We start from the raw sequence: 24620 nt of genomic DNA on the forward strand, positions 1-24620 counted from the left end.
GCCGCCGTGCACCGAGTCAGGCTCGGCCGCAGCACCGCGGCCGTCACCCGGCTGTCCTTCGGCGCGGCCGGGATCGGCAACCTCTTCACCCCGGTGACGGACGAGGCTGCCGCCCGGGCGGTGAACGCCGCCTGGGCGGCCGGCATCCGCTCCTTCGACACCGCTCCCCACTACGGTCTCGGCCTCTCCGAGCGCCGTCTGGGCGCCGCCCTGCGCGGCCGCCCGCGCGCGGAGTACACCGTCGCCACCAAGGTCGGCAGGCTGCTCGAACCCCTCCGCGACCCGGTGGGCGACGACCTCGCCAACGGCTTCGCCGTACCCGCGACCCACCGCCGGGTGTGGGACTTCACCGCCGACGGCGTCCGGCGCAGCCTGGAGGCCAGCCTGGAGCGGCTGGGACTGGACCGGGTGGACATCGTCCATCTGCACGACCCCGACGACCACTTCGCCGAGGCCATCGGCCAGGCCTACCCGGCCCTGGAACGGCTGCGCGCCGAAGGCGTGGTGGGTGCGATCGGCGTCGGGATGAACCAGGCCGGGATGCTGACCCGCTTCGTGCGCGACACGGACGTCGACGCCGTGCTGCTGGCCGGGCGGTACACCCTGCTCGACCAGGGTGCGACGGCCGAGCTGCTGCCGGAAGCCGCCCGGCGCGGCGTCTGTGTCATCGTCGGCGGCGTCTTCAACTCCGGTGTACTGGCTGACCCTAAGTCCGGAGCCACCTTCGACTACGCCGCCGCCCCTCCGGAACTGCTCCAGCGGGCGCTGCGGATGCAGGCCGTCTGCGAGCGGTACGGCGTGCCGCTGCGGGCCGCCGCGGTCCGTTTCGCGCTGGCCCCGCAGGCCGTCGCGAGCGCGCTGATCGGAGCCCGCTCGGCCGAGGAGATCATCGACGCCGCCCGGCTGCTGGATCTGGACATCCCGGATGCGCTCTGGCAGCACCTGGTGGCCACCGGCCTGCTGCCCGACCACCTGCCCCTCCCGAGGAGAAGCCGGCCCCCATGCGTGTAGCGCTCTTCATCACCTGCTTCAACGACACCTTCTTCCCCGGCACCGGCCGAGCCGTCGTCAGCCTGCTGGAACGGCTCGGCCACACCGTGGAGTTCCCACCGGAGCAGACCTGCTGCGGCCAGATGCACTTCAACACCGGCTACCGTCCGGACGCCGTACCGCTGGTCGTCCGCTTCGCCCGGACCTTCCGGGAGTACGACGCCGTCGTCACGCCGTCAGCCTCGTGCGCCGGCATGGTGCGGGAGAACCACTCGCTGCTGGCGGAGCGGTACGGGCACGACTGGCTCCGCCGCGAAGTCGCCGAACTGGCCCCGCGGGTGCACGAGTTCACCGAGTTCCTGACCGACGTGCTGGACGTCACCGACGTGGGCGCGTACTTCCCGCACCGCGTCACCTACCACCCGACCTGCCACTCGCTGCGGGGCCTTCGGCTCGGCGACCGGCCGCTGCGGCTGCTGCGCGCCGTACGGGGCATCGAGTTGGTCGACCTGCCCGCCGCCGACTCCTGCTGCGGCTTCGGCGGCACCTTCGCGCTGAAGAACGCCGAGACCTCCGGCGCGATGCTCGCCGACAAGGCGGCCGGCGTGCTCGCCACCGGCGCCGAGGTGCTGTGCGCCGCCGACAACTCCTGCCTGTTGCACATCGGCGGCGGCCTGTCCCGCCAGGACAGCGGGGTGCGGGTCATGCACCTGGCAGAGATCCTCGCCGCCACGGAAGGCGCCGCCCGAGGAGATTCCCGAGGAGATTCCCGATGAGCACCTCCGATGGCCGCGGCGTGGTGTGGCTCGGCTCTCCGTCCTTCCCCGACGCGGCCCGTAGCGCCCTGAAGGACACCCGGCTGCGCGGCAACCTGAAGCGGGCCACCACGACGATCCGGGACAAGCGGATCCGGGCGGCCGGCGAGCTGGACGACTGGGAGGAGCTGCGCGAGGCCGCCGCCGCCGTCAAGCGCCGTACCGCCCGCCACCTGGACCGCTACCTCCTGGAACTGGAACGCTCCGTCACCGCCGCGGGTGGAACCGTGCACTGGGCGGCGGACGCCGCCGAGGCCAACCGCATCGTCACCGAGCTGGTGCGGGCCACCGGCGAGCGCGAGGTCGTCAAGGTCAAGTCGATGGCCACCCAGGAGATCGGCCTGAACGAGCACCTCGCCGACGCCGGGATCACCGCCTACGAGACCGACCTGGCCGAGCTCATCGTCCAGCTCGGCGACGACCGCCCCTCCCACATCCTGGTGCCCGCGATCCACCTGAACCGCTCCGAGATCCGCGAGGTCTTCGCCGCCGCCATGGCCGATTGGGGCCGCCCCGCGCCCGAGGACCTGACCGACGAGCCGCGCGACCTCGCCGAAGCCGCCCGGCTGCACCTGCGGGACAAGTTCCTGACCGCCAAGGTCGCCGTCTCCGGAGCGAACTTCGCCGTCGCCGACACCGGCACCGTCGGCGTGGTCGAGTCCGAGGGCAACGGCCGGATGTGCCTGACCCTCCCACAGACCCTGATCACCGTCATGGGCATCGAGAAGGTCCTGCCCACCTGGTCCGACCTGGAGGTGTTCCTCCAGCTGCTGCCCCGCTCCTCCACCGGTGAGCGGATGAACCCCTACACCTCCACCTGGACCGGTACCACCCCCGGTGACGGGCCGCAGGAGTTCCACCTCGTGCTGCTCGACAACGGCCGCACCGACACCCTCGCCGACACCGTCGGCCGCCAGGCACTGGCCTGCATCCGCTGCTCGGCCTGCCTCAACGTGTGCCCGGTGTACGAGCGCACCGGCGGCCACGCCTACGGCTCGGTCTACCCCGGTCCGATCGGCGCCGTACTTACCCCGCAGCTCGTCGGTGTCGAGCACGCCGCCTCCCTGCCGTTCGCCTCCACCCTGTGCGGCGCCTGCTACGACGCCTGCCCCGTGAAGATCGACATCCCCGCGCTGCTGGTCCACCTGCGGGCCGAGGTCGTCCAGGCCAGGCGGCGCAGGAGCCGGATCCCCACACCCGAGGCCCTGGCGATGGAGGCGGCCGCGAAAGTCCTCGACTCACCCGCGATGCTCGCCGCGGCCCAGAAGACCGCCGCGCTCGGTGCCAGGCCGCTCGCCCGGCACGGCCGGATCCGCCGTCTGCCCGGCCCGCTGAGCGGCTGGTCGGACTCCCGTGACACCCCGGCTCCCCCGCCCGAGTCCTTCCGGAGCTGGTGGCGCAAGAACCGGGAGAACGCCGAATGAGCACCCGCGACACCGTCCTGAGCCGCATCCGCGCCGCCCTAGCCGACGTCCCCGCGGCCGAGGAACCCGCCGACGTCCCGGTACCCCGCGACTACCGCCGCAGCCACGCCACGCCCGGCGAGGACCTCACGGCGCTCTTCGCCGAGCGCGTCACCGACTACCGGGCGAGCGTCACCCGCACGACCCCGGACGGCCTGCCCGCCGCCATCGCCCGCGCCCTGACCGCGCGGGGTGCCCGGACCATCGGGCTCCCGGCCGCCTTCCCGGCCGAGCAGCTCCCCGCCGGCCCCTGGCAGTGGCGGCACGACACCCCCGCACTGGACCTCGCCGAGCTCGACGCCCTGGACGGCACGCTCACCCTCGCCGCGGTCGGCATCGCCGTCACCGGCACCGTCGTCCTGGACGCCGGGCCCGGTCAGGGCAGGCGCGCCCTCACCCTCGTCCCCGACTACCACCTGTGCGTCATCCGCGCGGAGCAGATCTGCGACGACGTCCCAGAGGCGCTCTCCCGGCTGGATCCGGCGCGACCGCTGACCTTCGTCTCCGGACCGTCCGCCACCAGCGACATCGAACTCGACCGCGTCGAGGGCGTGCACGGCCCGCGCACCCTGGACATCATCATCGTCACCACGGAGGAGCCGTGAGAGTCGCCCTGCACACCCGCGTCCGCGCCGACCGGATCGCCGAGTACGAGGCCGCCCACCGCGAGGTCCCCACCGAGCTGACCGACGCCATCCGGTCGGCCGGCGTGTCCTCCTGGACCATCTGGCGCAGCGGCGCCGAGCTCTTCCACCTGCTGGAGTGCGAGGACTACGCCCGGCTGCTCGCCGAACTGGAGCAGCTCCCGGTCAACATCGCCTGGCAGGCCCGGATGGCGGAGCTGCTGGAGGTCGTCCACGACTACTCCGCCGACGGCGCCTCCGCGGGCCTTCCCAAGGTGTGGGAGCTGTGACCGACCGCCGGATCATCGACGCCCACCACCACGTCTGGGACCTGACCGTCCGGCCGCAGAGCTGGATCGCCGGCGAGGCGCTCGCACCGCTCAACCGCTCCTTCTCCGTCGAGGATCTGGCGCCCCAGGCCCGCGCGGCCGAGGTCACCGCCACCGTGGTGGTGCAGACCGTCTGCGTCCCCGAGGAGACCCCGGAGCTGCTGGCCCTCGCGGCCGGGAGCCGGCTGGTCGCCGGAGTGGTCGGCTGGACCGACCTGACCGCCCCCGGCGCGGCCGACGCCCTCGCCGCGCTGCGCGAGGGACCGGGTGGCGACCGGCTGGTGGGCATCCGGCACCAGGTCCAGGACGAGCCGGACCCCGACTGGCTGCTGCGCCAGGACGTACGGCGGGGTCTGGCCGCCGTCGCCGACGCCGGCCTGGCCTACGACCTGGTGGTCAGGCCGCACCAGTTGCCCGCGGCCGTCGCCGTGGCCGCCCGGCTCACCGGGCTGACTTTCGTACTCGACCATCTCGGCAAGCCGCCGATCGCCTCCGGGGCGCTCGACCCGTGGGCGGCCGAGGTCCGTCGGCTCGCCGCGCTGCCCAACACCGTGTGCAAGCTGTCCGGTCTGGTCACCGAGGCGACGCCCGGTGCCTGGGAGGTCGCTGACCTCCGGCCCTACGCCGACACGGTCCTGGACGCCTTCGGCCCGCAGCGCGTGCTGTTCGGCTCCGACTGGCCGGTCTCGACGCTTGAGGCCGCCTACGGCACGACCGTCGAGGTGGCCGACCGGCTCACCGACATGCTGGGCCCGGCGGAGAAGGAGGCCGTGTTCCGGGGGAACGCTTCTCGCGTGTACCGCCTGGCGCCGTGACCGCCGGTCACAGCGCCGGTCGGAGGTCCGAGCTCGCCCGTCGCGGCACCCGTCAGGGCTCGCCCGTCAGAGCGCCCGGCGGAGCCACTCCGCGACACCGGTGATGTGCACCGTCGCCAGGGCACGGGTGGTCTCCACGTCACGGGTGGCCAGTGCCTCGACGATCGCCCGGTGCTCGGCGATGGTCCGCTGGACGGCGTCCTCCTGGGTCAGCCCGCGCCACATCCTGGCGCGGGCCGTCCGGCTGGAGAGGGAGTCGAGGAGCGAGCACAGGACGCTGTTGCCCACCGCCGCAGCGATCCGGCCGTGGAACTCCAGGTCGTTGGCGACCAGGGCCTCCACCGTCGGGTTCTCGCCGAGCCGGTCGAGGATCTCGCGCAGCTCGACGAGCTGCTCGTCGGTCATCCGCTGGGCCGCCAGCGCGGCGGCGGCCGGCTCCAGGATGGCCCGCACCTGGAACAGCTCCAGCACGGACTCGTCCCGGTGCAGGTCCAGGATGAAGGTGAGTGCTTCCAGCAGATGCGGGGGCTCCAGGCTGCTCACGTAGGTACCGTCGCCCTGCCGCACGTCGAGCACGTTCAGCAGTGACAGCGCCTTCACCGCCTCGCGCAGCGAGTTCCGCGAGAGCCCCAGCTCCGCCGCCAGATCGGGCTCCTTGGGCAGCCGATCCCCCGGCTTGAGGGCACCCGAGAGGATCATCGCTTTGATCTTCTCGATGGCCTCGTCGGTGACAGCCACGTCAGTGCCTTCCACTGGTCCGATGTTTGACGAGCAAGTATGCACCTGGTCGCGCCGGACAGCGCCCTCAGGTGCCGGGAGAAGCCCGGAGGTGGACCTCTGAGCAGCAGAAACACGGGTCTGACCCGCTACGCGGTCCTCCGCGAACTCCAGGCCCTCCCGGCCACCTGGACCGGCGCCTGCTCGATATGCGGCCAACCGCCCCAGAGCTTCGGCACGAGCGACGGATGTCCGTCCACCACCACCGCGGCCACCGCCAGCAGCTCCGACATGCAGGCGGCCAGCGGTTCGCCGATCGCCTCGCCGGTGGCCAGGTCCGACACCCGCACGGTGATGTCCTCGCTGCCGCTGACCACGGCCGGCCGGCCGGCCAGCTCCAGGGTGCTCGGCTTCGACACCGACTTGGTGTGGCCGACGAGCGGGTGGCCCAGCTCCTGCCTGGTGGCCAGGTCCCGGACCCGCAGCGTCCTTGCGCCCGCGATGGCGACCGGGCGGCCGTCGAGTACGGCCGCCGTCGCCGCCATCGCGGAAATCCCGTCGCTGAGACCGACCGGCAATAGGGAGCGTGGATCAAGGAGCGGGTCGAGAGCCGAGTCTGGGCGTGCATCGTGAGGAGAGCGCAGCGGCGCTGCGCGCGACGAGGGATGTGCGCCCAGGCGAGAGCTATCGGCACGCGACGCCGCGGGCCCTATTGCCGGTCGGTCTGAATCAGGGGTTCGCCGAGTTGCTGCCCGGCGGTCAGGAATACCCGACTCGGCGTCATGTTCCTTGCGGTGCGGTTGGAGGGGTGACGGAGGCAACCTGGTGTGCGCTACATTGGCATGAACGCGAAACGTGAGCTTAACCTGGCACGCAGTGACACCGGCTATCGTCGCCAGTGAGCAGGAACGCCGCAAGTACGCATCGGCATGCCCCTGCATCCTCGGGAGCCGTCCCGCAGCTCAGCACTTCGCAACACTTCGCAAGACTTCGAAGCACTTCGCAGCACTTCGCAGCAGTCCGCAGCTCAGCAGCTCCGGAGCGCCCCGTCCGGAGTACGGATCGTCCTCGCACGTCCTCTGTTGCTCCGCGACCCCCACCGGAGAGTCCATGCGGCCCACCTCGCAGCTTGCCGATCTCGTCATCGGGATCACCCCCTTCCAGGAACCGGACGCCCGGCTCGCCGCGGCGGTGTGCCGCGCGGGCGGGTCGGGGGTCCTGGACCTCGGGGCCGGCGACCGCCGGTCCCGGGAGGAGCTCACCCGCCTGCGCGAGTGGGCGCCGGGCCCATTCGGCATCCGGGTGGGCCGGGACTGCAGGATCACACCCGAGGAACTGGGCCTCGCCGACGGTCTACCGCACACCGTCGTGCTGGCCGCCGCGCCTCCCCAGTGGCTGTCCGTGCTGCCGGCCCGCGGCCACCGGGTTCTGGTCGAGGTGACCGACCTGGAGCAGGCTCGCGAGGCCACCCGGGCAGGGGCCTCCGGGCTGATCGCGCGTGGCGGTGAGAGCGGCGGACGGGTCAGCGAGTTGAGCACCTTCGTGCTGCTCCAGCAGTTACTGGCCGCGCCCGATGTCGGGCTGCCGGTCTGGGCCTGTGGCGGCATCGGCGTCCACACCGCGGTGGCGGCGGTGGCCGGCGGTGCGGCCGGCGTGGTGCTGGACAGCCAGCTCGCGCTGCTCGCCGAGTCATCGCTCGGCGAGCAGACCACGGCGGCCGTGCGCGGCATGGACGGTTCCGAGACCATCCTGGCCGACGGGCACCGCGTGCTGCGCCGCCGACGGCCGGGTCCATCCGAACCGGCCCTCGAACTGACGGCTGGTCAGGACGGCTTCCTCGCCGTTGACTTCGCCGAGAGATGGGGCACCGCGAGACGCGCCGTGCCCGCCGTGCGGGACGCGATACTCGACGGGTTGCGGGCGCTGGCGACACCGGGTGCCACGACGGCGCTGCTCGGACCGGACACGCCGATGAGCGCCACCCTCGGCACCGAACTGCCGGTGACCCAGGGCCCGATGACCAGGGTCAGCGACCAGCCGGGCTTCGCGGCCGCGGTGGCCGGAGCCGGTGCGCTGCCGTTCGTCGCGCTCGCCCTGTCCGGCCCGGAGCAGACCCGCGAGCTGCTCGCCCGAACCGCCGAGGCGGTCGGTGAACGCCCTTGGGGTGTCGGGGTGTTGGGTTTCGTACCGGAGGAGGTACGAGGCGCCCAGCTGGCCGAGGTGCTGGCGGCGCGGCCCAGTCACGCGGTGATCGCCGGCGGACGCCCCTCCCAGGCCCGGGCGCTGGAGGAGGCGGGTATCCGCACCTTCCTGCACGTCCCCTCCCCCGGCCTGCTGCGCCAGTTCCTGGAGGACGGCGCACGCCGGTTCGTCTTCGAGGGCGCCGAGTGCGGCGGCCACGTCGGCCCGCGGCACAGCTTTCCACTGTGGGAGGCGCAGCTGGCGGTGCTGGCGGAGTTCCTGGACGGCGCGGCTCCCGATGCCCGGCCGGGACTTGAGGTCCTGTTCGCCGGCGGGGTGCACGACGAGCGTTCGGCGGCCATGGTGGCCGCGATGGCCGCGCCGCTGGCCGAACGCGGGGTGGCCACCGGCGTCCTGATGGGCACGGCCTACCTGTTCACCGAGGAGGCGGTGGGCTGCGGGGCGGTGCGGCCGCAGTTCCAGCGGCAGGTGCTGGCGGCGCGCGGGACCGAGGTGCTGCAGACCGCGCCCGGACACGCCACCCGGTGCGTGCCGAGCCCGTTCACCGCCGAGTTCGCCCGGGAGCGGGAGCGGCTGCGGGCCCTGGGCGTGCCGGACCGGGAGGTCTGGGAGCGGCTGGAGCGGCTGAACGTCGGGCGGCTGCGGATCGCCGGCAAGGGCGTGGACCGGGTCGCGGGCGCGCTGGTCGAGGTGGACGAGCAGGAGCAGCTGACCCGGGGGATGTTCATGGCCGGCCAGGTGGCCGTGCTGCGTTCGGCCACCACGACGCTGGCCGGGCTGCACGCCGCGGTGAGCACCGGCGCCGCCGCCTTCCTCGCCGAACGGGCCGAGGAGTTGAGCGCACGGCTCGACCCGCGGCCCCGCCCGGCGACGGAGCCGAAGCCGCTGGACATCGCGGTGATCGGGATGGCCGGGATGTTCCCGCAGGCGCCCGACCTGCCATCGTTCTGGGCCAACATCCTGGCCGGGGTGGACGCGGTGACCGAGGTCCCCGTCGAGCGCTGGGACCCGGCGTTGTACCACTCACCGGACGGCGCGCCCGGCACCACACCGTCCAAGTGGGGCGGGTTCCTGCCGCCGATCCCCTTCGACCCGCTGAGCTACGGCATCCCGCCGTCCGCGCTCGGCAGCATCGAGCCGGTGCAGTTGCTGGCGCTGGAGGCGGCGCGCCGGGCCCTGACGGACGCCGGGTACGACGCGGGCGAGGGCGGCCGGCCCTTCGACAGGTCCCGGACGGGCGTGGTGTTCGGTGCGGAGGCCGGCAGCGACCTGTCCAACGCCGGGGTGCTCGCGGCGGTGCTGCCGTCCTACCTGGGCACGGTGCCCGAAGCGCTGGCCGGCCAGCTGCCCACCCTCACCGAGGACTCCTTCCCCGGCATGCTGGCCAACGTCATCTCGGGCCGGATCGCCAACCGCCTGGACCTCGGCGGCGCCAACTTCACGGTGGACGCGGCCTGCGCCTCCTCGTTGGCCGCGCTGGACGTGGCCTGCAAGGAACTGGTCCAGGGCAGCGCCGACCTGGTCCTGTGCGGCGGCGCCGACCTGCACAACGGCATCAACGACTTCCTGCTGTTCTCCTCGGTGCACGCGCTCTCGCCGACCGGCCGTTCCCGGCCCTTCGACGCCTCGGCGGACGGCATCGCGCTCGGTGAGGGCGTGGCCGCGCTGGTGCTGAAGCGGCTGGCGGACGCTGAACGGGACGGCGACCGGATCTACGCCGTGGTCAAGGGCGTCGGCAGCGCCAGCGACGGCCGTTCGCTGGGACTCACCGCACCGCGTCCGGAGGGCCAGCGGGCGGCACTGGAACGCGCCTACCGCGGCGCCGGGATCAGCCCGGCCGAGGTCGGGCTGCTGGAGGCGCACGGCACCGGCACGGTGGTCGGCGACCGCACCGAACTGACCACCCTGGTCGAGGTGTTCACCGAGGCGGGAGCGGCGCCGGAGAGCTGCGCGCTCGGGTCGGTGAAGTCGCAGATCGGCCACACCAAGTGCGCCGCCGGTCTGGCCGGGATGATCAAGGCCGCGCTCGCCCTGCACACCGGGGTCAAGCCGCCCACCCTGCACCTTTCGCAGCCCAACTCCGCCTGGCAGGAGGACAAGACGCCGTTCGGCTTCCACACCGAGGCCAGCCCGTGGGCCGCACCGCCGGCCGAACGGGTAGCCGGGGTGAGCGCGTTCGGCTTCGGCGGCACCAACTTCCATGCGGTGCTGAGCGGTTACGCCGGACCACCGCCGGTGCACGGCCTGCAGGAGTGGCCGGCCGAGCTGTTCACCTTCCGCGGCACCGACCGCGAGCGCGCACTGCGCGGGGTGGCCGAACTGCTCCGCCTGGCCGAGGCGGCAGAGACGCCCTGGCGGATGCGCGACCTCGCGCTGGCCGCCGCCCGCCGGGCGGAGTCGGCCCACGGGCCGGTGCAGGTGGCGGTGGTCGCCGCGGACCGGGCGGAGCTGGCCGGGCTGCTGCGCCGCGCGCTGGCCGGCGAGCACGATCCGGCGGTCGGGCTGCACCTGGCCGGGCTGGACGAGGTGGAGCAGGGCGCGGTGGCGTTCCTCTTCCCCGGGCAGGGCAGTCAGCGGCCGGGGATGTTCGCGGAGCTCTTCACGGCCTTCCCGGGTGTGCAGCACCATTTGCACCCGGACTACGCGCGGATCCTCTACCCTCCGACGGCTTTCACTCCCGAGGCACGCGATCGGCGACGCGAGGCCGTCACCGACACCGCGGTCGCGCAGCCGGTGCTGGGCATGGCCGGGCTGGCCGCCTGCGAGCTGCTGGGGCTGGCCGGAGTGCGCCCGCAGCTGGCCGGCGGCCACAGCTACGGCGAACTGGTCGCGCTGTGCGCGGCAGGGGCGCTGGCGGCCGAGGACCTGCCGGCGCTCAGCGCCGAGCGAGCGCGGGCGATCGTGGACGCCATCGGCGTGGATGCCGATCCCGGGGCGATGGCCGCGGTCACGGCGAGCGCCGAGGAGGTGGAGCACGTGCTGCGGGCGGCGGGGCTGGCCGGCCGGGTGGTGGCGGCCAACCGCAACGCGCCCCGACAGACGGTCGTCTCCGGTCCAACCGGGGAACTGGTCGCCGCCGTCGAGGAGTTGCGCGCGGCCGGGTACGGCGCCAAACGCCTGCCGGTGGCCTGCGCCTTCCACAGTCCGCTGGTGGCGGGTGCCGGCGAGCGGTTCGCAGAGGCACTGGCGCACCGCGCCGTACGGGCCCCGGAGTTCCCGGTCTGGTCGAACCGCACGGCGAGCGCCTACCCGGCGGACGCGGCCGCGGTGCGGGCCGGACTCGCCGCGCAGATCGGCGCGCCCGTGCGGTTCGCGGAGCAGGTCGAGGCGATGTACCTGGCGGGCGCCCGGGTCTTCGTCGAGGCCGGGCCGGGGTCGGTGCTGACCCGGCTGGTGACGGCCGTCCTCGGGGACCGGCCGCACCGGGCGGTCGCGCTCGAGGGCCGCCGCCGTGGACTGTCCGGATTCCTGGACGCCCTGGCCGAATTGGCCGTCGCGGGCGTGCCGGTGCGGACCGGCCGGCTGCTGCGCGGCCGGGACGCGGTGGACGCGGGCCGGGCGCGGGAGCCGCGCCGGCCCGGCTGGACGGTGGACGGGCAGCTGGTGCGGACCGCTGCCGGAGAACTGCTGCCCGGTGCGCTCGCACCGGCCCGACTCGTACCGGAGACCCTGGTGACCACGCAGGTACCGCAACCCAACGGCGCGGACGCGCTCGTCGCCGACTTCCTGCGCAGCAGCCGCGAGCTGATCGCAGCCCAGCGGGACGTACTGCTCAGCTACTTCGGCGGGCCCGGTGCCGAGCCGTCCGTACGCGCGCAGCCGGTCCCGGCCACACCGGCGTACGCGGTGCCGGCGGCGCCGGCGGCTCTGGCCGCGCCCGCGCGGCCCGAGCCCGCGAGCACCGTCCCGCAGCCGCCGGCGGCCCCCGAGCCGGCCGGGCGGGAACCGGTGGACCTGATGGCCGCCGTGGTGGCCGTGATCAGCGAACGCACCGGCTACCCGGCCGACATGATCGAACCCGACCTCGACCTGGAGGCCGACCTCTCGATCGACTCCATCAAGCGCACCGAGATCATCGGCCGACTGGCCCGCCATCTCGCCGGGGCGGACGGCAACCTCGCCGGCCTCACCGACGACGAGCTGGAGGAGCTCTCCCGGGCCCGCACCACCGCCGCCATCACCGAGTGGCTCACCGCCCGGCTCGCCGGCCCCGCGCCGGCGCCGGCCGAGGAACTGCCGACGGAGGAACTGCCGACGGAGGAACTGCCGGCCGAGGATCCACCGGTCGAGAACCTGCCGCCCGCCGTCGTCGTGGGCCACGAACCGGTCCGGCTGCTCTTCACCGCCAGCCCGCTGCCCGAGCCCGACGAGGCACCCGGCACGCTGGCCGGCCGCCGCTTCGCACTTCTCGGCGAGGACGGCACCGGGGTCCGCGACGCCCTGGCGGCCCGGCTCCTCTCGGTCGGGGCCGAGCCGCTGACCTTCGATGCCGGACACGAACTCTCCGACGCGGACGGGCCGTTGGACGGAGTCCTGCTACTCGACCCGCTCTCCCACCGCGGCGCGGCGGTGCTGCCCGAGCTGGTGCCCGTGCTGCAGGCCGCGCTGGCCGCCGCCCCGGGCCGGCTGCTCGCCGCCCGGACCTCGCCCGAGGCGGACACCTCCCGGGCCGCCGGGCTGCGCGGGCTCTTCCGCACCCTGGCCCGCGAGTACCCGCGGTGCGTCACCCGACTGGTGGAGCTCGGCGAGGACCGGTCCGCCGAGGAGGCCGCGGACCTGCTGCTCGCCGAGCTGCGGGCGGACGACCACGAGCCCGTGGTGCTGCGCACGGCCGGCCGGGCGGCTCCGATCCTGACCGAGTCCGGCCTCGGCGTGCTGGGCAGCACCGGCGCTGGCCCGGCCGGGGAGGGCGCGGCGGAGGCGGCGGCGCTCGGGCTCGACCGGGACGCCGTGGTACTGCTGGTCGGCGGCGCGCGGGGCATCACCGCGCGGTTCGCGGCGACGCTCGCCTCTGCCGCCCGCTGCCACCTGGAGCTGATCGGCCGCACCGCGGCGCCCGAGGGCCCGGAGGACCCGGCGACGGCCGCCGCCCCGGACCGGACGGCGCTGCGCGCCGTGCTGGCCCGGCAGGGCGTTCCGCTGGCGCAGATCGACCGCACCGCCGCCGGCCTGCTCGCCGCACGTGAAGTCACCGCCACCCTAGCGGAGTTGTCCGCGCTCGGCGCCCAGGCCCGGTACCGCTCGGTGGACGCGGCCGACCCGGCCGCACTGCGCCAGGCGGTCAAGGAGACCTACACCGAGTACGGCCGGCTGGACGGTGTGGTGTTCGCGGCCGGAGTGATCGAGGACAAGGTCCTCGCCGAGAAGGACCCCGAGTCCTTCCGCCGGGTCTTCGCCACCAAGGCCGACGGCGCGCGGGCGCTGCTGGAGGCGCTGGCCGACCTGCCCGGCGGGCCGCGGTTCACCGTCCTGTTCGGCAGCATCGCCGCCGCTCTGGGCAACCGCGGGCAGGCGGACTACGCGGCGGCCAACGACGCGCTGGAGGAGCTCGGTGCCCGCTGGGGGGACCGTACCGGCCTGCGGGCGCTGACCGTGCACTGGGGGCCCTGGGCGCCGTCCGGCCCGCACGGCGGGATGGTCTCGCCCGAACTGGCCGCGGACTACGCCCGGCGCGGCGTCAGGCTGATCGACCCGGACGCCGGCACCCGGGCCCTGCTGCGGGAACTCGCCTGGGGCGATCCATCGGTACGGTCCGTGGTCTACACCGCCTCGGGCTGGTGAGGGCCGCCGTGCGGACGGACGGACGGACGCCGGCGGCCGTGGTGGGCATGGCGGTGCTGCTGCCCGGCGCACCGGACCTGGCCGCCTACTGGCGGAACCTGGTCGAGGGGGTGGACGCGATCACGGACGTCCCCGAGGGACGCTGGGACGCGGACTTCTACGATCCCGCGGCGTCCGGCGCAGGAGCCTCGGCGGACCGGCTCTACTGCAGGCGCGGCGGCTTCGTGGACGGACTGGCGCAGGTGCAGCCGACCAGGTTCGGTCTGATGCCCAGCTCGGTGCCGGGCACCGAGCCCGACCAGCTGATCGCGCTGCAGGTCGCGGCCGCCGCGATCGAGGACGCCGGCGGTGCGGACCGGCTGCCCGACCGCGACCGGGTCGGCGTGGTGCTGGGCCGCGGCGGCTATCTCACGCCGGGCCTGGTCCGGCTCGACCAACGAGTGCGCAGCGCACACCAGCTGGTGCGCACCCTCGGCGAGCTGCTACCAGAGTTGACGCGCAGTCAGCTCGATCGGGTCCGTACCGCGTTCACCGACCGGCTGGGGCCCGAAAGCCCTGAGTCAGCGATCGGTCTGGTGCCCAACCTCGCCGCCTCCCGGCTGGCCAACCGGCTGGACCTGCGCGGCCCCGCGTACACCGTGGACGCCGCCTGCGCCTCCTCGCTGGTCGCGGTGGACCAGGCGGTCGGTGAACTGGCCTCCGGCCGCTGCGATCTGGTGCTGGCCGGCGGCGTGCACCACTGCCACGACGTCACGCTGTGGAGCGTCTTCGCTCAGTTGCGGGCGCTCTCGCCGAGCCAGCGGATCCGGCCCTTCCACCGGGGCGCCGACGGCATCCTGATCGGCGAGGGCACCGGCGTGGTGGTGCTCAAGCGGCTCACCGACGCCGAGCGCGACGGTGACCGGGTCTACGCGGTGATCCGAGGCGCCGGCGTGGCGAGCGACGGCCGCACGGCCGGCCTCGCCAACCCCGACCCCGGCGGCCAGAGCCGCGCGGTCCGGGCCGCCTGGCAGGCGGCCGGCCTCGATCCCGCGGCACCCGGCGCGATCGGTCTGCTGGAGGCGCACGGGACCGCGACCCCGGCCGGTGACGCGGCCGAACTGGCCACCCTGGCCGAGGTGTTCGGCCCGGTCCCGGCGGGCGGCGAACGGGCGGTGCTCGGCTCGGTCAAGTCGATGATCGGGCACACCATGCCCGCGGCGGGTGTGGCCGGGCTGGTCAAGGCCGCACTGGCCGTCCACCACGGGATGCTGCTGCCCACCCTGCACTGCGAGGACCCGCATCCCCGGCTTGCGGCCACCCGGTTCCGTACCGTGGCCACCGCCCGGCCGTGGGAGACTGCGGGGCGGCCGCGCCGGGCAGCCGTCAACGCCTTCGGCTTCGGCGGGATCAACGCCCATGTGGTGCTGGAACAGGCGCCCGGCGGCGGACCGGCCCCGAGCCCCGCCCCGCCGCGACCTTCCGCCACCGTCACCGAACCCGAGCGGGTGCTGAGACTGGCCGCCGACGGGCCCGGGCTACTGGCCGCCATGCTGGCGGCGGACGACCCAGCCGTACTGGCGGCCGGCCTGCCGGAGCGCGCGGTGCCCGCACCGCGCTGCCGGCTGGCGATCGTGGACCCGACACCGAAGCGCCTGGCGCTGGCCCGTCGCGCGGTGGCCCGGGAACGGGCCTGGCGCGGGCGCAACGACGTGTGGTTCGCGCCCGAGCCGCTGCTCGGCGAGGGCGCGGCCGCACGGGGCCGGGTGGCGTTCCTCTTCCCGGGCCTGGAGGGCGAGTTCGCGCCGCGGGTGGACGACGTCGCCGAGCACTTCGCGCTGCCCCGCCCCGACCTGACGGCCGGCGGCGCCGGCCGCACGGACCGGGTGGGCGACATCGGGCGGCACGGCGTGGGCGTGGTCGGCGTCGGACGACTGCTCGACACCGCGCTGCGCCGCCTGGGCGTCACACCGGACGCCGTCGCGGGGCACAGTGTCGGCGAGTGGACCGCCATGATCGCGGGCGGCCTCTTCGCCGGCGCGGAGGTGGACTCCTTCCTGTCCTCCTTCGACCCCGACGCGCTGCGCGTTCCCGGGCTGGCCTTCGCCGCGCTCGGCGCCTCGGCGGAGCGGGTGCTCGGGGCGCTGGAGAGCGTGGACGGCCTGTCGGAGGTCGTGCTGTCGCACGACAACGCGCCGCAGCAGTCGATCGTCTGCGGTCCCGAGGAACCGGTCGAGCGGCTGGTCCGGTGGTTCCGGACGCGCGGTGTGCTCGGCCAGGTGCTGCCGTTCCGGTCCGGATTCCACACACCGATGCTGAGCCCCTATCTGGAGCCGATCCGGCAGTCCGCGGAGCGCTTCACCCTGCACCGGCCGACCGTGCCGGTCTGGTCCGGCACCACGGCCGCGCCGTTCCCGACGCGGCAGGACGAGATCCGGGCACTGTTCGTCCGCCATCTGCTGGAGCCGGTGCGTTTCCGGCCGCTGGTGGAGGCGCTGTACGCGGACGGCTTCCGGGCCTTCGTCCAGGTGGGCACCGGGCAGTTGGGCTCGCTGGTCGGCGACACGCTGCACGGCCGGGACCACCTGGTGGTCGCCGCCAACGCGCCGCACCGCCCGGGGATATCCCAACTGCGTTGCGCAGCAGCGGCGTTGTGGAGCATCGGCGCGGAGCCCGACCTGGCGGCACTGACCGCGAAATCGCGGGCCGGCGCCTCGACGGCGGCGGCCCGGCCGCACCCCGCCGTCCCGCTGGACCTCAGCGGCGCCCTGGTCTCGCTGGACGAGGCCACGCTGACCTCGCTCCGGTCCGAACTCGCCCGGTCCCACACGGCCGCCCCGGCGCCGGCCGGCACGCCCGGGCCCACACCCGCCCCCGTGCCCGCAGGCCCCGCCTCGGACCTCGCGGCGCTCGCCGAAGGCCAACCGCTCGCGGCCGAACTCGACGCCCTGCTGCGGGACACCGCCCGCACCGCCGCCGACCTGATCACCGCCGGCCGGCACGCCGGACGGGCCGCGCCGCCGACGCCACCGCCGACGCCACCGTCCCGTGCGTCCGCAGCCGCGCCCGCCCGTCCCGCCGACCGTCGCCACACCAGCCGGCTGCGCATCTGCGCCACCTCCATGCCGTACCTGCTCGACCACTGCTTCTTCCGCCAGCGCCCCGGCTGGCCCGACCCGGCCGACCGCTGGCCGGTCGTCCCGGCCACCACGATCGTGCAGCACCTGATGGACGCGGCCGAGCGGGCGCTGCCGGGCCGGGTCGCCGGCACCGTCCACGACCTGCGGTTCGGGCAGTGGGTGCCGGCCGCGGAACCACTGGACGTGGAGATCACCCTCCAGGAGCTGGGATCGGACCGGCTCGCCGCGGCCTTCGGCGACTACGCCCGCGGCACGGTGGAACTGACTGATCGTCACATCACGCCGCCGGAACCATGGCCGATCGACCCGGTGGGCGAGCGGACACCGGAGCTGACCGCCGCCGGGCTCTACTACGAGCGATGGATGTTCCACGGCCCGGCCTTCCAGGGCCTGACCGAACTGACCGCGATCGGCGACACCCACGTCCGCGGAGTGATCACCGCACCCGGCGCCCCCGGCGCGCTGCTGGACAACGTCGGCCAGCTGCTCGGCTACTGGATCATGGCCACCCGCGCCGAGCGCACCGTGGTCTTCCCCGTCGGCATGCGCCGGTTGCGGTGGTACGGACCACTGCCGCCTCCCGGCACCGAAGTGGACTGTCACATCCGGATCACCACCCTCGACGACACCACCCTCGAAGCCGACGCCCAGTTGCTCATCGGCGGCGAGGTCCGGGCGGAGGTGAACGGTTGGCAGGACCGCCGCTTCGACAGCGACCCCGTCACCCGCCCGGTGGAACGCCGCCCCGAACACAACACCCTCTCCACCGTGCAGCCCGGCGGCTGGACACTGCTGCACGAGCGCTGGCCGGACCTGGCATCCCGCGACCTGATCATGCGCAACCACCTGGGCTCCGCCGAGCGGGACCGGTACCACGATCAGCCGCCGCGCGGGCGACGCGGCTGGTTGTTGGGCCGGATCGCCGTCAAGGACGCCGTCCGGCGGTGGCTCTGGGACCGCGGTGAAGGACCGGTGTTCCCCGCCGAGATCCAGGTGTGGAACGACGCGAGCGGTCGCCCCTACGTCGCCGGCGCGCACGGCCGCACGCTCCCGGCCCTCCACGCCTCGCTGGCCCACCGGGCCGAAGCGGCCGTCGCACTCGTGCGGCCGGCCGGATCGGGCGGCGTGGGCATCGACCTGGAGACGGTCGTCGACAGCGCGCCGCAGGACCTGCGCGTCGCCTTCGGCCCGGCCGAACTCGACCTGCTCGCCGATTGCCGCGCCGCCGACCCGGACGGCGGCTCCGAGGCACTCTGGCTCACCCGGTTCTGGGCCGCCAAGGAAGCGGCGGCCAAGGCGGAGGGCACCGGACTGCGCGGCCGGCCACGGGAGTTCGCGATCGTCGCCGCCGAACCGGGCACCCTGCTGGTCCGGCTCGCCGGGCCAGCAGGGTGCCCCCGGCCGGAGGCTGGGAGGGGGCCGCGCTCCCACCGCATCCACTACACCGATACCGGCAGCCCACCCGGCCTGCCCGAGCGCCGGTACGTGGTCGCCTGGACCGCGGCCACCACCGGCACCGACAACCTCTCAGGGGAGTTACCGACGTGACGACCAGTCAGCACGCGGTGAACCACCGCCCGCCCACCGATCAGGAGGTCCTGCGCGAGATCACCGGCATGCTGGCCGCCGTACTCGACGAGTACGGCCTCGCGGACACCGAGGTCACCATGGCGACCCGGTTCACCGAGGACCTCGAACTGGAGAGCATCGACCTGGTGACCCTCAGCGGCCGGCTCCAGGAACGCTGGGGCGACCACATCAACTTCGCCGAGTTCATCGCCGGCATGGAGCTGGACGAGATCATCGGCCTCACCGTCGGCCGGCTGGTCGACTATGTGGTGAACCGGCTGCAGAACGCCGCGCGAGGCTGACCGATGGCCTTCCTCGACCTCGACGGGCTGCGCCGGCACGTACAACGGCTCGCTCCACAGGACGGCGGCCCGCCCGCGGCCACCGTCGTGCTGGTGCACGGCCTGCTCACCGACAGCCTCGCCAGCTACTACTTCACCCTGGGCCCGGCACTGGCCGCTGCCGGACTCGACGTGCTGATGTACGACCAGCGCGGCCACGGTCGCACCGCGCGGCCGGCCACCGGCTACCGCCTGGAGCACTTCGTCGACGACTTGGCGGCGCTGCTGGACGGGCTCTCCCTGACCGGTCCGGTGCATCTGGTGGGCAACTCCTTCGGCGGCACCGTGGCGTTCGGCCTTGCCGCCCGCCGTCCCGCGCAGGTGGCGAGCATCCTGGCGATCGAGTCCGAACCGGCCTCCCGCTCCTGGGCGGCCAAGCTGGACGGCATCCTGCGCCGCGCCGAGCACGAGCTGGTCCGGGAGACCACCCTGACCTGGGTCGCCGAGCAGCGCGGCGCACACACCGCACGGCTGGCCCGATCGGCCGGCCGGCTGCTCGCACAGACCTCGCTGGCCCGGGAGATCCCGGCCAGCCAGCTGCCCGGCGGGGCCGAACTGCGCTCGATCTCCTGCCCGGTGCTCGCCGTCTACGGGACCGGTTCGGATCTGGCCGACCAGGCGGCCTGGCTGGACGGCCTGCTGCCCGACTGCCGCACCACCTTCGTGCCCGGGCAGGAACACTCGGTCCTGGTCGAAGCCCCCCACACCGTACGGAAGTTGACTCTCAGCTGGCTGCACGAGTGCGGCGTCCACCTCCGCGAGCCGGCCGACGCTCCGCTGCCCACTGGACGGGAACTGGAGGACAGCGCCCGATGAGCCGCTACCTGTTCGTGGTCCCGCCGCTGGTCGGGCACGTCAACCCGATGGTGGGCGTGGCGGCCGAGCTGGCGGCGCGCGGGCACGCCACGGCCTGGGCCGGGGTACCCGAGCTGATCGGCCGGCTCGCCGGCGCCGAGGCGGAGGTGTTCCGCTGCGCCGTCGCCCTGGATCCGGACGCCGCTCCCGAACGCCCGCCGGAGCTGCGCGGCCCGGCGGCGCTGAAGTTCCTCTGGGAGGACTTCCTGGTCCCGCTCGCCGACGCGATGGCCCCCGGCGTGGCCGAGGCCATCGAGCGCTTCCGCCCCGACGTGCTGGTGGTCGACCAGCAGGCGGTGGCCGGCGCGCTGGTCGCCGAACGCGCGGGCCTGCCCTGGGCCACCTCGGCGACCACCTCGGCGGAGCTCACCGGCGCTCTGCACGGCATGCCACTGGTCGAGGACTGGGTCCGCGACCGGCTCACGGAACTGCGCACCCGACTCAACGGCCCGGACAGCCCGCCGCTGAACGAGCGGGCGACCAACCCGCCCCGAGCCAAAGGGCGCGCCGGTGCCGAAAGTGAGGAGCGAGGAAACGACCGACGAAGGAGGGAGCGCGGGAGCAGGGGGCACCTCCCGGCCGCCAAGGCTGGGGAAGAGTGTCGGCACCGGGTCGGAGCGCCCGGAGGCGAGCGGGCGACCAACACGGACCCGCGCTTCTCCCCGTATCTGGTACTCGCCTTCACCACACCGGAGCTGGCCTCATCCGCCACGTCAGCCGGTGGACCGATCCGCTTCGTCGGCCCGTCGCTGGCTGCACGCCCGAGCGAAACCGCCTTCCCCTGGGAGTGGCTGGACCCGGACCGCGCACTGGTCCTGGTAACCCTGGGAACCGCCAACTCCGACGCCGGAGCAGCTTTTCTGTCACACAGCCAGACGTCCCTGCGCACGCGCTCGAAACGCCTCCAGGCCGTGATCGTCGACCCAGGCGGCCTGCTGGGAGCACCCGCGCCGGACCCGGACGTCCTGGTACTCCCGCACGTCCCGCAGCTTGACCTGCTGGCCCGCGCGGTGGCCGTCGTCTGCCATGCCGGGCACAACACGGTCTGCGAGGCGCTGTGGCACGGAGTGCCGCTGGTGGTCGCCCCGATCCGGGACGACCAGCCCGTGGTGGCCGCACAGGTGGTGGCGGCCGGTGCGGGCGTGCGGCTGCGGTTCGGCCGGACCACCGCGGAACGGCTCGGCCAAGCACTGGACGCCGTCCTCGACGACCCCGCGCACCGCGCCGCCGCGCAGCGCGTCGGCGCCTCCTTCCGAGCCGCCGGCGGCGCCACCACGGCCGCCGATCACCTCGAACGGCTGGCAGTGGACCGGCCGTTGACACCCGGGAGCAGCCAGTGACCACCACTGCGAGGCCGACCACCACCAAGGCCGCGACCCGCACCGCCCTGATCGCCGCCCTGCGCCCCGGCTACCGGGCCGACCTCGCGGAGGGCGCCGACCGGTTCTTCGCGGCCCGCCGCACCGACTGCCCGTGGTGCGGCGCCACCGACCTGCGAGCCCGACTGCGCACCTCGGACCTGCTGCAGCACAAGCCGGGACGGTTCGCCCTGGACGAGTGCCGCAGCTGCGAACACATCTTCCAGAACCCGCAACTGACGTCCGCCGGGCTGGAGTTCTACTACCGCGACTTCTACGACGGGCTGGGCGAGCAGCGGCTCGGTGGAGTCTTCGGCACCCGGTCCCGGGTCTACCGCCGGCGCGCCGAATCCGTCCTTCCGCACGCCGCCGGAAGACTCGCCCGGTGGCTCGACGTCGGCACCGGCCACGGGCACTTCTGCGAAAGCGCCCGTGAGCTCTTCCCGGATACCGCCTTCGATGGCCTGGACCTCACCGAGGGTGTCGAACTCGCCCGCCGGGAGGGCCGGGTGGCCCGGGCCTTCCGCGGCCCGTTCCCGGAGCTGGCACCCACCCTGGCCGGGCAGTACGACGCGGTGAGCATGTTCCACTACCTGGAGCACAGCACCGACCCGCACCGGGAGTTGGCCGCCGCACGGCAGGCGCTGGGCCCCGGCGGGCTACTGCTGATCGAGGTCCCCGATCCGCGGTCGCGCTACGCCCGTCTGCTGGGCCGGTGGTGGCTGCCCTGGCTCCAGCCGCAACACCTCCACCTACTGCCCGCGGTCAACCTGCGCCGACGGCTGTCCGAGCTGGGCTTCACCGTCCTACTGGAACAGCACGGCGAGCCGCACGACCCGGTGGACCTGCTCGCCGCCTGCTGGCTGCTGCTCGATGCGGTCGCCCCGCGCGAGGACGCCCCCTGGCTGCCGGGCTCCCCCGGGCGATGGCGGCGACTGCTGCGCGGCACACTCTTCCTGGCCGCCGCGCCGGTCCTGCTGGCGGCGGCCGCCTTCGACCGCCTGCTCGCCCCCGTCGCGGGCCGCGCCCGCCTCGCCAACGCCTACCGCCTGCTCGCCCGCCTCGACGTGCCGTAGCGGATCGCCGACGGCAGCGCCATCTGCCGCTCCGTCAGCAAGTCCGCAAGACAGATGCATAACAAACGTTTGGTAGGTAGAGTGTCCGCAGATTGCCGGTCGTGGGGTGGTCAGCGACAACGTCACGGAACCCATCCGGCACGACGGACCGGCAGGGGTCGCCCGCTCCTTGGCGTTCGGGACGGTCAGCAGCCTGAGCCCCGACGGCGAGGCTGCGGGCGCCCCGGTCGCGATGGCGCACTCGACGGCGTCCTCACGATCCGGCCCTGCCCGTGGGGGCCGATCCGGCCCTGCCGCCAGACCCGAAGGAGATTCCGAATGCCCGCCCCGGACCGCCTGCTCCCGCTCACGGTCACCTCGGACCGCCTGCGGCAGGCCCGTGAAGCCGCCGGCCGCACCGGCATCGACGCCCTCCTGATCTCGCCAGGTGCCGATCTGCGATATCTGACGGGCTATCACGCCTTGCCGCTCGAGCGGCTCACCTGCCTGGTGCTGCCCGTCGAGGGCGATCCCTTCCTGCTCGTACCGGCCCTGGAGGAGCCCGCCGCGCAGGCCTCCCCCGCCGCAGGTCTCGACCTGGAGATCATCAGCTGGCAGGAGACGCAGGACCCGTACGCGATCGCCGCCGCTCGGCTGCCCGCACGCGCGACGATCGGCGTCGACAACCGGATGTGGGCCGAGAAGGCGATGGCCTTCCAGGCCGCCCTGCCCGGCAGCCGGCAGGTCCTCGCCGGGCCCGTACTGGGCGAACTGCGCATGCGCAAGAGCTCACAGGAGGTGCTGGCGCTCCGGCAGGCCGCGGCGGCCATCGACCGGGTACACGCCCGGATGGCCGAATGGCTGCGGACGGGACGCACGGAGCGCGAGGTCGGACGGGACATCGCGGAGGCCATCACCGCCGAGGGGCACGTCCAGGTCGACTTCGTGATCGTCGGTTCGGGGCCGAACAGCGCGAGCCCCCACCACGAGCTGTCGGACCGGGTACTTCGCGCGGGGGACCCGGTGGTCGTCGACATCGGCGGAACCACCGCGGCCGGCTACTGCTCCGACTCCACCCGCTGCTACGCGCTCGGCGAGCCTCCGGCCGAGTACCGCCGCCTGCACGAGGTGCTGTTGCGCGCCCAGCGGGCACAGACCGACGCCGCGCGGCCGGGCATCACGGCTGAGGAACTGGACGCCGTCGGACGGGACGTCATCACGGCCGCCGGGTACGGCGAGCAGTTCCTGCACCGCACCGGTCACGGGATCGGTCTGGAGACCCACGAGGAGCCCTACATCGTGGCTGGCTCGTCACGGCCGCTGGAGCCGGGGATGGCGTTCTCGGTCGAACCGGGCATCTACCTGGCCGGACGCTACGGCGCCAGGATCGAGGACATCGTGGTCTGCACTCCGGACGGCGCCGAACGGCTCAACCGGACCACCCGCGAACTCACCGTCATCCCGAGCTGACCGGACGCCCCACGCCCTGGCAGTCGCCTCGGCAGCACCCGTCACCGTGTCCCGTCCACCGCTCCCGCAGTTCAGGGCCCAGGCCCCAGGACCAGCGAAGGACGGGTTCAGTACGCCCGTGCCCTGGCCGGGCCCGCCGCGCGGACGAGCGGGCCCGGCCACGGCGTCGTCACACGGTGTCCCGCAGCTTGCCGATCAACCAGCGCACGCTGTTGTCGCCGCCGAGCTTCGGGAAGTGGGCCATGGCGGCATCGCACAGCTGCGCGAGGTACTGCTTCTTCCCGGTCGCGGGCAGCTCGTGGAACTCGAAGGTGGGGCCGGCATGGACCACGACGGGCTGCGGAAGGTGTGTGACCTGGACGGCGACCATCATCTCCGCCACCGAGACCAGTATGCCCTGCATGACCGACATGAAGGTCCGCTCGTAGTGGTACCGAGAACTGCGCGTTCCGGGCCGTACGTCCTCCCGTGACGTCTTGTAGATCACGTCGATCATGTGCAGTACATCACTCCGGCTGCCGTCTGCGAATGGCCTGCTGTGCTGCGGCGTGGAACTCGGCGGGGCTGACAGGTGTCTCCTCGCGGGTTACGGCACCGGCGGCGACGGACAGCTCGCCCGCGGCGACACTGAGGGCGCCGGCGTGCTCGGCGAGCGCGGCCCAGTCGGCCTGGTGGGTGGCCTCGCCGCAGCGGCCGAGGAGGACGACGGCATGGGCGTAGGCGTCGGCGGCTTGCCGGGCGGTTTGAGGGAGCTCGCTCATGTCCCTCACGGTAGGTCTGGCCGGCCGGGCGTGCAGCCCGAGGGCGGTGATCTTCCCCGGACGTACGGTGGGCTGATCACGTGACTCACCAGACCACCGGTGCGAGCCGGTAGCTTCCCGCCGCCATCCTCGGCATCCTGACAGCCCACCTGGGAAGGCTCATCAACCACCTGCGGCCCGGCCCGACACGAGATCACCTTCGGCAATGGACCGAGACCCGCCGGCTCCTGCCCTGACCTGCCTCCCGGCCGATCGGACGCTGTACCCCGGGACCCGGAATCGAAGCCAAGAACCCACAAGCGCACCGGCCGCCCTTCACGCGGTCGTGGATCCTGCGCAGCCAGGGCCGGCGGACGG

At 74.0% G+C, this 24620-nt stretch carries 17 protein-coding genes; 13 read left to right on the forward strand and 4 right to left on the reverse strand.

Going from position 1 to position 24620, the window contains the following annotated elements; translation table 11 throughout:
- Window positions 1-6 precede the first annotated feature (6 nt).
- The 6 genes from ACZ5ON_RS09120 to ACZ5ON_RS09145 are packed head-to-tail and all read left to right on the forward strand — an operon-like array spanning window position 7 to window position 5035.
- The gene (locus ACZ5ON_RS09120) at window positions 7-1011 is read left to right on the forward strand and encodes an aldo/keto reductase (protein WP_465587808.1); all 1005 of its coding nucleotides are present in this window, start codon (window positions 7-9) and stop codon (window positions 1009-1011) included.
- Window positions 1002-1766 carry a (Fe-S)-binding protein gene (locus tag ACZ5ON_RS09125; protein WP_465587811.1) on the forward strand — a complete coding sequence of 255 codons (765 nt, stop codon included), beginning with the start codon at window positions 1002-1004 and terminating at the stop codon, window positions 1764-1766. The genes ACZ5ON_RS09120 and ACZ5ON_RS09125 overlap by 10 nt, the downstream gene beginning before the upstream one ends.
- Window positions 1763-3229 carry a LutB/LldF family L-lactate oxidation iron-sulfur protein gene (locus ACZ5ON_RS09130; RefSeq protein ID WP_465587814.1) on the forward strand — a complete coding sequence of 489 codons (1467 nt, stop codon included), beginning with the start codon at window positions 1763-1765 and terminating at the stop codon, window positions 3227-3229. The genes ACZ5ON_RS09125 and ACZ5ON_RS09130 overlap by 4 nt, the downstream gene beginning before the upstream one ends.
- Window positions 3226-3873, forward strand: a complete 648-nt coding sequence (locus ACZ5ON_RS09135; RefSeq protein WP_465587817.1) for a LutC/YkgG family protein — start codon at window positions 3226-3228, stop codon at window positions 3871-3873. The genes ACZ5ON_RS09130 and ACZ5ON_RS09135 overlap by 4 nt, the downstream gene beginning before the upstream one ends.
- Window positions 3870-4181, forward strand: coding sequence for an L-rhamnose mutarotase (locus ACZ5ON_RS09140; protein ID WP_465587820.1), 312 nt, complete (start codon window positions 3870-3872; stop codon window positions 4179-4181). The genes ACZ5ON_RS09135 and ACZ5ON_RS09140 overlap by 4 nt, the downstream gene beginning before the upstream one ends.
- Window positions 4178-5035 carry an amidohydrolase family protein gene (locus ACZ5ON_RS09145; RefSeq protein ID WP_465587823.1) on the forward strand — a complete coding sequence of 286 codons (858 nt, stop codon included), beginning with the start codon at window positions 4178-4180 and terminating at the stop codon, window positions 5033-5035. Before ACZ5ON_RS09140 ends, ACZ5ON_RS09145 begins: the two co-directional genes overlap by 4 nt.
- A 66-nt stretch (window positions 5036-5101) precedes the next feature.
- On the opposite strand, the gene ACZ5ON_RS09150 is transcribed toward ACZ5ON_RS09145, so the two are convergent.
- Both ACZ5ON_RS09150 and ACZ5ON_RS09155 read right to left on the reverse strand, forming a co-directional pair.
- Entirely contained in the window at window positions 5102-5773 is a 672-nt protein-coding gene (locus ACZ5ON_RS09150) for a FadR/GntR family transcriptional regulator (RefSeq protein WP_465587826.1), read from the reverse strand.
- Window positions 5774-5901: 128 nt separating this feature from the next.
- Window positions 5902-6297, reverse strand: a complete 396-nt coding sequence (locus ACZ5ON_RS09155; protein WP_465587829.1) for a hypothetical protein — start codon at window positions 6295-6297, stop codon at window positions 5902-5904.
- A 565-nt stretch (window positions 6298-6862) separates the two neighbouring features.
- Here ACZ5ON_RS09155 and ACZ5ON_RS09160 point away from each other — a divergent pair.
- The 7 genes from ACZ5ON_RS09160 (at window position 6863) to ACZ5ON_RS09190 (ending at window position 23502) form a co-directional block, all read left to right on the forward strand.
- Window positions 6863-13735 (forward strand): SDR family NAD(P)-dependent oxidoreductase, encoded by a 6873-nt coding sequence (locus ACZ5ON_RS09160; protein WP_465587832.1) that lies wholly within the window; start codon window positions 6863-6865, stop codon window positions 13733-13735.
- Window positions 13732-18402: a beta-ketoacyl synthase N-terminal-like domain-containing protein gene (locus ACZ5ON_RS09165; RefSeq protein ID WP_465587835.1), complete on the forward strand. Its 4671-nt coding sequence runs from the start codon at window positions 13732-13734 to the stop codon at window positions 18400-18402. Before ACZ5ON_RS09160 ends, ACZ5ON_RS09165 begins: the two co-directional genes overlap by 4 nt.
- A 68-nt stretch (window positions 18403-18470) precedes the next feature.
- Window positions 18471-18725, forward strand: coding sequence for an acyl carrier protein (locus tag ACZ5ON_RS09170; protein ID WP_465587966.1), 255 nt, complete (start codon window positions 18471-18473; stop codon window positions 18723-18725).
- A 3-nt stretch (window positions 18726-18728) separates the two neighbouring features.
- The gene (locus ACZ5ON_RS09175) at window positions 18729-19580 is read left to right on the forward strand and encodes an alpha/beta fold hydrolase (protein ID WP_465587838.1); all 852 of its coding nucleotides are present in this window, start codon (window positions 18729-18731) and stop codon (window positions 19578-19580) included.
- A complete protein-coding gene (locus ACZ5ON_RS09180) occupies window positions 19577-20959 on the forward strand; it encodes a glycosyltransferase (RefSeq protein WP_465587841.1) in 1383 nt (460 codons plus the stop codon). Before ACZ5ON_RS09175 ends, ACZ5ON_RS09180 begins: the two co-directional genes overlap by 4 nt.
- Complete coding sequence (locus ACZ5ON_RS09185) at window positions 20956-22053, forward strand: class I SAM-dependent methyltransferase (RefSeq protein ID WP_465587844.1); 1098 nt, start codon at window positions 20956-20958, stop codon at window positions 22051-22053. The genes ACZ5ON_RS09180 and ACZ5ON_RS09185 overlap by 4 nt, the downstream gene beginning before the upstream one ends.
- A 318-nt stretch (window positions 22054-22371) precedes the next feature.
- On the forward strand, window positions 22372-23502 hold the full coding sequence (locus ACZ5ON_RS09190; RefSeq protein ID WP_465587847.1) for a M24 family metallopeptidase: 1131 nt from the start codon (window positions 22372-22374) through the stop codon (window positions 23500-23502).
- Between the two features lie 169 nt (window positions 23503-23671).
- On the opposite strand, the gene ACZ5ON_RS09195 is transcribed toward ACZ5ON_RS09190, so the two are convergent.
- The gene (locus ACZ5ON_RS09195) at window positions 23672-23998 is read right to left on the reverse strand and encodes a hypothetical protein (protein ID WP_465587850.1); all 327 of its coding nucleotides are present in this window, start codon (window positions 23996-23998) and stop codon (window positions 23672-23674) included.
- A 10-nt stretch (window positions 23999-24008) separates the two neighbouring features.
- Window positions 24009-24263, reverse strand: a complete 255-nt coding sequence (locus tag ACZ5ON_RS09200) for a hypothetical protein (protein ID WP_465587853.1) — start codon at window positions 24261-24263, stop codon at window positions 24009-24011.
- Window positions 24264-24620: the final 357 nt, after the last annotated feature.

The sequence above is a fragment of the Kitasatospora sp. NPDC032150 genome, assembly GCF_055579945.1.